Raw genomic sequence first — 10,648 nt, 5'->3', positions numbered from 1 at the left:
TGGCGGCGGGTCGCAACACGCTACGACAGGTGCCCCAAGGTCTTCCTGTCGGCATGCGCATTGGCTGCCGTCGTCATGTTCTGGTTATGAATCCTGACCCTAGGCCTGCCAGTGCAGCGTGGCATCGCCCGCGCGCATCTCGCCCTTGGCGCGGTCAAAACGCAGATAGGCAATGGCCCGATCGCCAGCCTGGGAGAACAGAGTTCCAACCACCTTGCCATTTGCGGTGATCTCGCTGCCCACAGGGGCCTTTCCGTTGATCTCAACCCGGCGCAGACCTTTGCGCAGCTCGGTCTTGTGTTTCATCCGGGCGGTGACTTCCTGGCCGACATAACAGCCCTTGCGGAAATCGACGCCCTGCAGCGCCTCAAACCCGGCCTCAAGGATGTAGCTGTCCGGCCCCAGTTCGATACCGGCCTGCGGGATGCAATGGGCAACATGCAGGGCGTCCCAATCGCTGCCGTCCTCGCCAGACACGTTGCCAATCAGACGCCAGCCAAGATCAGGATGGCGCGGATCGGCCAAGGCGCCCTCTGGGGCGGGGCCGGTGCCCCGTTTGACCTGTAGATCGGTGGCAGAGATCTCGACCTTGGCGCGCAGGCGGTACATGGCCAGACGTTTTTGCAGCGCATCGGCCTGTTCGGCATCCCCGTCCAGCAACACGTCATCGCCATCTGCAGCCAAGAAGAAATCCGCAATGTATTTGCCCTGCGGCGTCAGCATGGCGGCATAGACCAGTCCTTGATCGATCTTAGTGACGTCACTGGTGACCAGCCCCTGCAAAAAGTCGCGGGTATCTGCCCCGGATAGGCGAAGGATCTTGCGCGCGCGCATGGCGAGTTCTCCAGATAGGCCCGACCAGAAAGTGCACAGGGCAGGAATGAGTTTTGGCGCGGCAGCAACGCAGGGGCGTGGCCAAAGCCGGTTCCAGTGATATAGGCCAGTGATATAGGAATGCAGCCCGAGTTGAACCAGGAAAACACCATGCCCGCGCCAATAACTGTAGTGATCCCCACGCTGAATGCAGCTGCTGAACTGCCAGGCAGTCTTGGCAGCCTGATGGAGGGGCTGGCCGCTGGGCTGATCCGCGAGGTGGTGATCAGTGATGGCGGCTCGCAGGACAGGACACAGGAGCTGGCGGAGGAGGCTGGCGCGCGACTTGTCACCGGGGAGGCTTCGCGCGGGGGGCAGCTGCGTCGGGGCTGTGCTGCAGCCCGCGGAGACTGGTTGTTGGTGCTTCATGCCGATAGTCAGCTTGCCCCCGGTTGGGCGGCGGTGGTGGCGGATCATGTGAACGCTGGCGCGGGAAATCCCGCCTGTTTTCGCCTCGGTTTCCGAGCCAAGGGACTGGCGCCTGCGCTGGTCGCGGGCTGGGCTAATCTGCGGGCGCGGGTGTTTGGCCTGCCCTATGGAGACCAAGGGCTTTTGCTGCGGCGCAAGGATTATCTGGCGGCGGGGGAATTCCCGGATCAGCCCTTGATGGAGGATGTGGTCTTGGTGCGCCGCCTCACATCGCTTAGGTCCCTGCCGGTGGTGGCCTTGACCAGTGCGACGCGCTATCAGCGCGACGGCTGGCTGCGTCGGGGGGCGGGCAATCTATGGACTTTGCTGCGATTTTTCTGTGGGGCAGATCCAAAGGACCTGGCGCGGCGCTATCAGAAATAGCCCGCGCCAGAGTATTAGTGCCAGCGTTTCAGCTTACTTTGCGATAGGGCGTTAGCCCAGCAAGCGGGACATCACCCGGCGCAGCCAGCCGGGCTGTGCGCTGGTATCCTGGTCCTGGGGAGCCGGCAGCTGCGCCGCGATGCCCTGGGGGTCCAGCAGGGTTTTGCCGTCCTGGAACTGCAATCGGTAGAGATCGGCATAGATGCCGCCGCGCTCCAGCAGCTCATCATGGGTGCCCTGATCCACCACCTCGCCGCGCTCCATCACGACAATCTTGTCAGCGTTGCGCACGGTGGAGAGGCGGTGGGCAATCACCAGAGTGGTGCGCCCGCCTGCGAGACTTTCGAGGGCCTGCTGCACCACTTTTTCGCTCTGGGCATCCAGCGCTGATGTGGCCTCATCGAGCAGCAGAATAGGGGTGTCGCGCAGCAGAGCGCGGGCAATCACCACCCGCTGGCGTTGACCTCCGGACAGTGCCGAGCCGCGCGGCCCCACCAATGTGTCCAGCCCATCTGGCAGTTTTCCCAGGAAATCGGCAACATGGGAGTCTTCCAGTGCCTTTATCAAGGCCTTGTCGCTGACGTCTGTCCGGCCAAGAACGATGTTTTCGCGCAGGGTTTCGTCAAACAGCAGGCCTTCCTGGGTGACCACAGAAAACAGTCCGCGCAGATCATCCGTGGCCAGATCTGCCACACTGGTGTCATTGACCCGCACCAGCCCGGCCTGAGGATCAACCATTCGGGTCAACAGATTGAAAATGGTGGATTTACCAGCGCCAGAGGCACCGACAAGCGCGGTGGTTTTTCCGGCCTCGGCCTCCAGCGACAGGTTGCGCAGAATTTCGGCTTCGCCGTAGTTCAGGTTAACTGCGTTCAGACGAATACTGGGCAGGCCTTTGGGCGCGGGTTTGGGATTTTCAGGCGAGGTGAGCAGGATGGGCGCATCCATCAGGGCCTTGATCCGCTCCAGGGCTGCCGCAGCGGCCTGCCAGATCCCGGAGACATTAGCCAAACGCCGCATGGGCTCAAAAGACAGGCCGATCGAGGTGAAAAAGCTCATGAACTGGCCGACGGATTTCTCCCCGGCGATGATTTCGGAACCGCCATAGAGCAGCACCGCCATAAAGCCGACGCCAGCCATGATATCGGTCATGCCGGAAATCGCCGAGGTCCCAAAGGCAGATTTCACTTCGGCCTTCACAAATTTGTCGGTGTGTTTGGAGAACCGGCCCAGCTGGTAGTCTTCAAGTTTGTTCAATTTGATTGGCACGATGCCATGAAAGATCTCGTCCAGGCGGGTGGCAAGGGTGGCACCAAGATCACGCGCCTCAGAGGCCTTGCGGCGCACATATTTCTGCAACAGCGAGATTGGCAGCAAAAGCCCCGGCACCCCGATGAGCAAAATGGCAGTCCAGCGCCAATCGATGCTGATGGCGACGCCGAGCACGGCAACCAGCGCCACCAGATCGCGCCCTGCGCCAGTGATCATTGCCTGCCAGACCGAATTGATGGCGCCAACGTCGCTTTGCACCCGCTGCAACAACAGGCCCGGCGCATGGGTCTGGTGAAAAGAGGGATCTTGCCGGATCAGCCGCGCCAGCATGTCTTTGCGCAGATGCGCTGCCGAGGATTGCGAGACTTTGCTCAGCAGCACCTTCTGGGTGACGCTTGAAATGCCGCGCAGGGAGAAGATGGCCAGAAAGGCAAGACTGACCCAAAACAGCGCATCAGTGTTTCCGGCGACAAAGACCAGATCGAACATCGGCTGCATCATATAGCCAAGCGCGCCCATGGTGGCGCCCTCGATCAGCATAAAGATGACAGCAATGCCCAAGAGGCCCATGTAGTGGCGCAGATAGCCGCGCCAGAGCCAGCCCAGCAGCTCGCGGGAGGATTTGTGTTCATCGCTCATGATAGGAGAACCCGGCTGCAATAGCGTCGAAAGTCAACTGTCATCTGGCGCCTTCTCGTGACTTGGTCGGATCATTTAAGCCGCTCATGGCCGGGGCGCAAGCTTTCGCTGCTCCTCTGCGGTTACGCTGCCCCGGGCTGCAGGGGTCTATTTTGGCGGAAACCGGGGTGTTTCGGCAATTGACCTCAGCCCGGCGCAGGCTAGGGTTGCGAAAAGTGAACCGGATCTAGGCGCGCGGAAGGCGAGGCTTGATCCCATGTGGGACAGAAGAGATGAGCGCGACAACAGAGCTGGCGGCCGGGCGGCCCTATTTGGCAATTCCAGGTCCATCGGTAATCCCTGATCCGGTGTTGCAGGCGATGCATCGCCCCTCGCCAAATATCTACGCTGGTGAGTTGCTCAGCCTCACGGACAGTCTGATCCCGGACCTGAAAGCCCTGGCGGGCACCCAGCATTTTGTGGCGATTTACATCTCCAATGGCCATGGCGCCTGGGAAGCGGCGCTGAGTAACACGCTGCAGCCGGGCGATAAGGTTCTGGTTCCGGCCTCGGGGCGCTTTGCCATTGGCTGGGCGGAGATGGCTGAGGCCCTAGGGATCGAGGTGGAGATCCTTGATTTTGGCACAGCTGCAGCCTGGGATCTGACCCAGGTGGCAGAGCGGCTGGCAGCGGATAAGGCGCATGAAATCAAGGCGGTGCTGGGGGTGCATGTGGATACCTCTAGTTCCATCCGCAACGATATGGCAGCGCTGCGGGCTGAGATCGACGCTGCGGGGCATCCGGCCTTGCTGATGGCGGATTGCATCGCCTCGCTGGGATGTGACCGGTTTGAGATGGATGCCTGGGGCGTCGATGTCATGGTCACGGCCTGCCAGAAAGGCCTGATGACTCCGGCCGGGGTGAGCTTTGTTTTCTTTAATGACAATGCGGCAGAGGCGCGGGCCAGACTGTCACGGGTGAGCCGCTATTGGGATTGGACAGCGCGCGCCACGCCGCAGGAGTTCTATCAGTATTTTGGCGGCACTGCCCCGACCCATCACTTGTATGGGCTGCGGGCGGCGCTGGATCTGATCCACGGCGAAGGGCTTGAGCAGGTCTGGGCGCGGCATCAGCATCTGGCGCAGGCTATTTGGGCCGCCTGTGACGCCTGGGGGCAGATTGAGAATCCCCAATTGGGGCTGCGGATGAATGTGAGTGATCCGGCGCTGCGCTCCCATGCGGTAACGGCGCTACATCTGCCTGCGCCGCGGGCGACAGAGCTGCGTCACTGGCTGGAGGAAAACCTAGGTCTGACGCTTGGGATTGGCTTGGGGCTGGCGCCACCAGACAGTCCGGAATGGCACGGCCATTTCCGTCTGGGCCATATGGGCCATGTGAACGGTCATATGATCATGGGCCTGCTTGGGGGGATAGAAACAGGGCTCAAGGCGCTGGACATTCCACATGGGCCGGGGGCGCTTTCGGCGGCGGCAAGGGTGCTGGCGCAGTCTGAATGAGGCCGGGTTAATTTGGCCCCATGCAGCGGGCCGCAACCCAAGCAGCGCTGATCCTAGCGGGTCAGCACCTTGGAAAATGGACCCTTTGCGCCAAGGACCTTTGCTGGCCTTGGTGGCGGCTCAGGTCTTGCCTTCGTTTAGGTGGTCTTCGAGCCGGTCGATAAGATGGTTGAGAACCAGCGCCAGCACCAGCACCGGAATCATGCCAAACAGCACCCAGCCCACAAAGAAGATCCACATCAGATTGAGGCCAATAAAGGATAGAGCTGCGGCAAAGAGATCAATCGAGGCCACTTGCGGTGCCGGGCTATTGGGATTGGGGCCTGTGCCCTTGTCATCATACATCGCGAACCCTCCTGGGTGGTTACCCAAGAGAAGCTAGCGCGCTAAGCATGAATGTCCGGTAAAATCCCCGCGATTTCCGCCGGGTTGCTCCCTAGCCTGCTGCCTGCGCCCGTGCCTTGGCCAGTGCCAGGGGCAGGGCTGCAGCAAAGAGCGCGAGGTCTTCGTCGGGGCCGCAGCTGATCCGGATGCAGCGGTTTTGTGGCGCGGCAAAGGGCATGCGAACAAAGACATCCTGTTCCAGTAGCGCTTCCAGAACGGCTTTGGCAAAATCCCCGTCTCTGCCGCAATCAATGGCAACAAAATTGGTTGCCGAAGGCAGACTTGTCAGCCCGTTTTCTGCGGCGATGTCGGCGATATAGCCCCGTGCGGTGGCGATTTCCTGCTGCACATGGGCAAGCCAGTTCTGATCCATCAAGGCGGCCAATGCGCCAGCCTGTGCGGTGCGGTTCATGCCAAAATGGTTGCGCACCTTGTTGAAGGCCAGAATCAGGTCTTTTTCTGCCAGTGCATAGCCAACCCGGGCACCGGCCATGCCATAGGCCTTGGAGAAGGTGCGCATGCGGATAACGCGGGAATCATTGATATCCACCGGCGCGGCAGTGCCTTCGGGGGCACATTCCACATAGGCCTCGTCCAGCAGCAGCAAAGCGCCCTCGGGCAGATGCTCCAGCGCGTCGACAATGGCCTGACCTGAGTGCCAGCTGCCCATGGGATTATCCGGGTTGGAGAGGTAGACCAGTTTGGCATCCACCTCGGCGGCCTTGGCAAACAGCGCCTGTGGGTCTTCGTGGTCGTCCTTGTAGGGCACCATATGCAGGGTGCCGCCAAAACCCGCCACATGGTAGTTGAAAGTCGGATAGGCGCCTTGTGATGTAACGACGGCGTCACCTGGGCCAATCAACAGCCGGACCAGATAGCCAAGCAGACCGTCGATGCCTTCACCTACCATGATATTCTCTGCCGGAATGCCATGATGCGCCGAAAGCGCCTGGATCAGATCAAAGCTCTGGGCATCGCCATATTTCCAGATCTCTTCTGCCGCGCGTTGCATCGCCTCAATGGCCAAGGGCGAGGGACCAAAGATATTCTCATTGGCGCCTAGTCTGGCGGCAAAGCTGGCGCCACGGGCGCGCTCTTGGGTTTCGGGACCCACAAAGGGCACTGTCGAGGGCAGGGACTGGGCAAGCGGGGTGTAGCGTGGCGTTTTCATGCAGCGCAAATAGCGCAAGTTCATAGGGCGCAGCAAGGCTTGCGTAATTGTTCAACCCAAAGCAGAATGCTCCAAAACTCGGGGAGAAATTTGATGAAGAAGGCAGTGCTCGCGATTCTCGCCCTGGGGCTGGGCTATCTTGCGTTTTGGCCGGTCCCTGTAGAGCCAGAGGTCTATCGGCCGCTCAAAGGTCCCGCCTTTACCGGAGATTTTGAAGAAAATGACGCAATGGCCGGGTTTGAGTTTGTAGAGCTGCCGGGTGGCGCGGTCGGCCCAGAGGATCTGGCGGTGATGCCTGATGGCAAGATCTACACCACCGATCTGGCCGGGGCGCTCTACCGGATTGATGGGGTGGCACCGGAAAAGATCGAAGATCTTGGCGGTCGCCCGCTGGGGCTCAAGGTCGGTCGGGACGGGGCGCTTTACATCTCTGACAGCTACCGCGGATTGATGCGTTGGACGGGGCCGGGCAAGCTGGAAACTCTGGTGGACGAGGTTGAGGGCGCGCCGCTGATCTATGCCAATCAGTTGGATATTGCCCGCGATGGCACAGTGTATTTCTCCAATTCCTCTGATCGGTTTGATCCCGAAACCATGGGCGGAACCAAGCCCACTTCGGTGATGACCGTTTGGGAGCAATCCGACAGCGGCTATGTGGCGCGGCGCTTGCCCGATGGCACCGTTGAAAAGATTGCAACCGGCTTTGTTTACACCAATGGGGTGGCGCTGTCGCAGGAGGAGGACTTCCTGCTGATCGCTGAAACTGGCCGCGCACGGGTGCATAAGCTCTGGCTTAAAGGCGAGCGCAGCGGCGAGGTGGATTTGTTCTTGGGCAACCTGCCAGGCTATCCCGACAATCTGGAGGCCCAGGGCGATGGCACCTTCTGGCTAGCCTTTGCCAGCCCGCGTGTCCCTGCAGAGGTGCTGATGCCCTATCCCTTCCTGCGCAAGGTTCTGTGGCGGTTGGGGCCAAAGGTTCGTCCAGCACCAATCCATCGTGGTATGGTCATTCAGTTTGATGAAAAGGGTAATATCCTGCGCAATATCCAGGATCCTTCCGGGCGCTTTGGCGTCACCACCAGTGCGCTGATCGTCGGCGATGATTTCTATGTCATGTCGCTGGATGGGAAAGGCTTTGGTCGCGGAGCTGTCAGTGATCTGCCCGCTTTAAAGTAAGCCCAAGCCAACTGACGTGACCCGCTTTGCGGAGAGTTGTTGGGCGGGATGACGCAGGGCGCGGCAAGATCTGCCCCTGCGTTATGCTGGATCACGCTCACGAACCGGGGCAGTCTTTGGGCAAGCCAAACGCAGGAGGTGCCACAATGGCGCGGGTTTCCGTAGAGATCAAAGATCATATCGCTCATGTAACGCTGACACGGGGCGACAAGATGAACGCCCTGGATGACGCTATGGTCAAGGGCATCCTGGCTGCCGGAGCCGAGGTAGCTGCCTCGGATGCGCGGGTGGTGGTTTTGTCGGGTGAGGGCAAAAGCTTTTGCGCCGGGCTGGATCTGATGAGCTTTATGGCCATGGGTAAGGTTGATCCGGAAGCTTGGCTGATGGAGCGCAGCCACCACGATGCCAACGAGATGCAGGAGGTCTCGATGATCTGGCGCCGACTGGAGATTCCGGTGATTGCTGCCCTGCAGGGGGCTACCTATGGCGGTGGTCTGCAATTGGCGCTGGGCGCTGACATCCGCATTGCTGCGCCGGATACCAAACTGGCGGTGATGGAGATGAAATGGGGCATCATCCCCGATATGGGCGGTATGGTGCTGCTGCCCAAATTGGTGCGTTCGGATGTGCTGCGGCAGCTGACCTATACCGCCAGTCCCATCACGGCAGCCCAGGCCGAGGCCTGGGGAATGGTCACCTCTGTTTCTGATGATCCACTGGCAGCGGCCCAGGCGTTGGCAGCGGAGATTGCAGGCAAGGGGCCAACAGCCATTCGCGCCGCCAAGCGTATGATCGCATATGCCGAATCCGGTGCCTCGCAATCCGAGGTTCTGCTGCGCGAAAGCGCCGAGCAGGTGAAGCTGATCGGCAAGCCGGAGCAGATGGAAGTGATCGTCGCGCAGATGCAAAAACGCGCTCCGGTCTTTAAATAGATCCGGGCTGACCTATATCAGTCTTAACAGTCCGCCTCCCAGACTGTTGAGACTTCTTTCCCTCGTGAAATGGGACAGAAGCAAGTGGCGGCGCCAGAACCCTGACGCCGCCTTTTTTTGTCGTTTGAAGAGGTTAGAGCGAAATCTCTTTGCCTTGCGGGATCACCTCATAGCCCGGTTCTTCGGGTTCATCATCAGTCATTTCCGGCGGGAAGCCGGGGGCAAGGATCGACAGGCCGGTGGTATCCTCTAGCCTGCGAATGATATTGGGCGACAGCTCCCGCTCGCCATATTTGGCAATGCCATCCTCAAAGATCTGCACCATCATCGGACTGATTTCCAAGGGCACATTGTTGCGTTCTGCGATTTCCTGAAACAGGCCAACGTCCTTTTTCACCAAATCCATAGTGAAGGAGATATCGCGGCTGCCGTTCAGGATGACCTGACTTTCAGTGACATGGGAAAAGGAATTGCCAGAGCTGATCTTGATCGCCTCATAGGCGGTGTTGAGGTCCATGCCAGCGGCCTTTGCCGTCACCAGCGCCTCGGCATTGGCCACCAGATGCACCGTTGCCAGGTAGTTGGTCAGTACTTTTAGTACCGAGGCAGAGCCAAGCTCACCGGTGTGCAGAATCCGGCGACCCATGGTGGTGAGGAAGGGCAGGATGCGTTCAAAGGTGGCGCGGTCACAGCCTGCAAAGATGGCGATATTGCCGGTGTCTGCCCGGTGGCAGCCGCCAGATACCGGGCAATCCACCGCTGCACCGCCTGCGGCGATGACCAGCCCGCCCAGCCGCTTGGCCTCGGCCTCATCGGTGGTGGACATCTCCATCCAGATCTTGCCCGCGGTGACCTCTGGCAGCATCTCCTGCATCACCGCATCCGAGGCCGCAGGGGAGGGCAGGCAGGTGATCACCGCATCGCAGTCGCGCATCAACTGGGCCGGGCTCTCCCCGGCCTTGGCGCCCCGGTCAACAAACTGCGCCACCAGATCGTCGTTCAGATCATAAACGCTGAGGTCAATGCCATTGCGCAGCAGAGAGCCAGAGAGCTTGCCACCCACATTGCCCAGGCCAATAAATCCAACTTTCATTTGGGATCTCCCATATCCGTTTTGGCCAGCCCTCTAGAGTGGCCATCTGTTTTCTGATGCCAAGAAAGCCCGCGACCTGAGCGAAGTAAAATGATAATTATCAGGAGAAATGCCCAAAAATATTTGGTGATATATGGACAACCGGCTTGCCAACCTGACCTGGCTACGCACATTTGAGGCCGCAGCGCGGTTGTTGAATTTTACCGAAACCGGACGGGAGCTGGGGCTGACGCAGACTGCCGTCAGCCTGCATATCCGTTCGCTCGAGGAACGGCTGGGCAGCAAGCTGTTCTACCGTCAGGCGCGCAGGCTGGAGCTGACCGAGATCGGCCAGGCCTATGCGCTCACGGTGCGCCAGGCCCTGGCGGATATATCCCTGTCGACAACCCGGCTGTTTGGGACTGAGGCGGCGCAGACTCTGACGGTGCGGGTGCCAGTCTCGACCTCGGCCCTGTGGCTGGCGCATCTGCTGCCGGAATTTGCCGCCCGCCACCCAGAGATCAACATCCGTCTGGTTTCCAATATCTGGGCTGACCCTGAAGCACGTGATGATGTTGCAGCGGATGTGGAGATCCGGCTGGGCCATGGCAATTGGCAGGACGGAAGCGCACAGCGCCTGTCGCAGGAAACCATCGTGCCGGTCTGTGCGGCCAGTGCTGAGTTGCCCGTCGCCGTTCAGGATCTTTTGCAGGCTCCGCTTATCCATATTCTGGGCTACGAGGACCATTGGGCACGCTATTTTGCGGCTCATGATTTGCCCTATGCCAATCAACAGGCGCGGTTTTCCGTTGATACCACGATATCTGCCCTGCAGCTGGTG

The 10,648-nt window shown here is 60.0% G+C and carries 10 protein-coding genes and 1 pseudogene; 6 read left to right on the top strand and 5 right to left on the bottom strand.

Features of this window, described 5'->3' with window-relative positions; genetic code table 11:
- Positions 1-90, top strand: a pseudogene (locus ABJP42_RS15655) (IS5/IS1182 family transposase); the annotation flags it as partial.
- 9 nt (positions 91-99) lie between these two features.
- Here the strand turns inward: ABJP42_RS15655 and ygfZ are convergent.
- Positions 100-834, bottom strand: a complete 735-nt coding sequence (ygfZ, locus tag ABJP42_RS15650) for a CAF17-like 4Fe-4S cluster assembly/insertion protein YgfZ (RefSeq protein ID WP_348341985.1) — start codon at positions 832-834, stop codon at positions 100-102.
- Positions 835-984: 150 nt separating this feature from the next.
- Between ygfZ and ABJP42_RS15645 the strand changes: the two genes are divergently transcribed.
- Positions 985-1,665 carry a TIGR04283 family arsenosugar biosynthesis glycosyltransferase gene (locus ABJP42_RS15645; RefSeq protein WP_348341984.1) on the top strand — a complete coding sequence of 227 codons (681 nt, stop codon included), beginning with the start codon at positions 985-987 and terminating at the stop codon, positions 1,663-1,665.
- A 51-nt stretch (positions 1,666-1,716) separates the two neighbouring features.
- Here ABJP42_RS15645 and ABJP42_RS15640 read toward each other — a convergent pair whose 3' ends face one another.
- Positions 1,717-3,576, bottom strand: coding sequence for an ABC transporter ATP-binding protein (locus tag ABJP42_RS15640; protein ID WP_348341982.1), 1,860 nt, complete (start codon positions 3,574-3,576; stop codon positions 1,717-1,719).
- 272 nt (positions 3,577-3,848) lie between these two features.
- Between ABJP42_RS15640 and ABJP42_RS15635 the strand changes: the two genes are divergently transcribed.
- Entirely contained in the window at positions 3,849-5,072 is a 1,224-nt protein-coding gene (locus ABJP42_RS15635; RefSeq protein WP_348341980.1) for a pyridoxal-phosphate-dependent aminotransferase family protein, read from the top strand.
- A gap of 120 nt (positions 5,073-5,192) precedes the next feature.
- On the opposite strand, the gene ABJP42_RS15630 is transcribed toward ABJP42_RS15635, so the two are convergent.
- Entirely contained in the window at positions 5,193-5,417 is a 225-nt protein-coding gene (locus ABJP42_RS15630; protein WP_348341978.1) for a histidinol phosphate aminotransferase, read from the bottom strand.
- Positions 5,418-5,508: 91 nt separating this feature from the next.
- Positions 5,509-6,627 (bottom strand): pyridoxal phosphate-dependent aminotransferase, encoded by a 1,119-nt coding sequence (locus tag ABJP42_RS15625; protein WP_348341976.1) that lies wholly within the window; start codon positions 6,625-6,627, stop codon positions 5,509-5,511.
- Between the two features lie 93 nt (positions 6,628-6,720).
- On the opposite strand from ABJP42_RS15625, the gene ABJP42_RS15620 reads away from it, so the two are divergent.
- The gene (locus tag ABJP42_RS15620; protein ID WP_348341974.1) at positions 6,721-7,803 is read left to right on the top strand and encodes an SMP-30/gluconolactonase/LRE family protein; all 1,083 of its coding nucleotides are present in this window, start codon (positions 6,721-6,723) and stop codon (positions 7,801-7,803) included.
- A gap of 146 nt (positions 7,804-7,949) precedes the next feature.
- The gene (locus tag ABJP42_RS15615) at positions 7,950-8,735 is read left to right on the top strand and encodes a crotonase/enoyl-CoA hydratase family protein (RefSeq protein ID WP_348341986.1); all 786 of its coding nucleotides are present in this window, start codon (positions 7,950-7,952) and stop codon (positions 8,733-8,735) included.
- A 133-nt stretch (positions 8,736-8,868) separates the two neighbouring features.
- On the opposite strand, the gene ABJP42_RS15610 is transcribed toward ABJP42_RS15615, so the two are convergent.
- A complete protein-coding gene (locus ABJP42_RS15610) occupies positions 8,869-9,828 on the bottom strand; it encodes an NAD(P)-dependent oxidoreductase (protein WP_348341972.1) in 960 nt (319 codons plus the stop codon).
- A gap of 133 nt (positions 9,829-9,961) precedes the next feature.
- Between ABJP42_RS15610 and ABJP42_RS15605 the strand changes: the two genes are divergently transcribed.
- The coding region (locus tag ABJP42_RS15605) for a LysR family transcriptional regulator (RefSeq protein WP_348341970.1) at positions 9,962-10,648 on the top strand (687 nt) is incomplete at its 3' end.

It is taken from the genome of Pseudophaeobacter sp. (assembly GCF_039971195.1).
Lineage (GTDB): Bacteria > Pseudomonadota > Alphaproteobacteria > Rhodobacterales > Rhodobacteraceae > Pseudophaeobacter.
The sequence above is the reverse complement of the archived record's forward strand: the minus strand, read 5'-3'. Positions and strand labels throughout refer to the sequence as shown.

Coding starts and splice junctions, on each gene's coding strand:
- ygfZ (WP_348341985.1), bottom strand. CDS start 834: ATGCGCGCGCGCAAGATCCTTCGCCTATCCGGGGCAGATACCCGCGAC.
- ABJP42_RS15645 (WP_348341984.1), top strand. CDS start 985: ATGCCCGCGCCAATAACTGTAGTGATCCCCACGCTGAATGCAGCTGCT.
- ABJP42_RS15640 (WP_348341982.1), bottom strand. CDS start 3,576: ATGAGCGATGAACACAAATCCTCCCGCGAGCTGCTGGGCTGGCTCTGG.
- ABJP42_RS15635 (WP_348341980.1), top strand. CDS start 3,849: ATGAGCGCGACAACAGAGCTGGCGGCCGGGCGGCCCTATTTGGCAATT.
- ABJP42_RS15630 (WP_348341978.1), bottom strand. CDS start 5,417: ATGTATGATGACAAGGGCACAGGCCCCAATCCCAATAGCCCGGCACCG.
- ABJP42_RS15625 (WP_348341976.1), bottom strand. CDS start 6,627: ATGAAAACGCCACGCTACACCCCGCTTGCCCAGTCCCTGCCCTCGACA.
- ABJP42_RS15620 (WP_348341974.1), top strand. CDS start 6,721: ATGAAGAAGGCAGTGCTCGCGATTCTCGCCCTGGGGCTGGGCTATCTT.
- ABJP42_RS15615 (WP_348341986.1), top strand. CDS start 7,950: ATGGCGCGGGTTTCCGTAGAGATCAAAGATCATATCGCTCATGTAACG.
- ABJP42_RS15610 (WP_348341972.1), bottom strand. CDS start 9,828: ATGAAAGTTGGATTTATTGGCCTGGGCAATGTGGGTGGCAAGCTCTCT.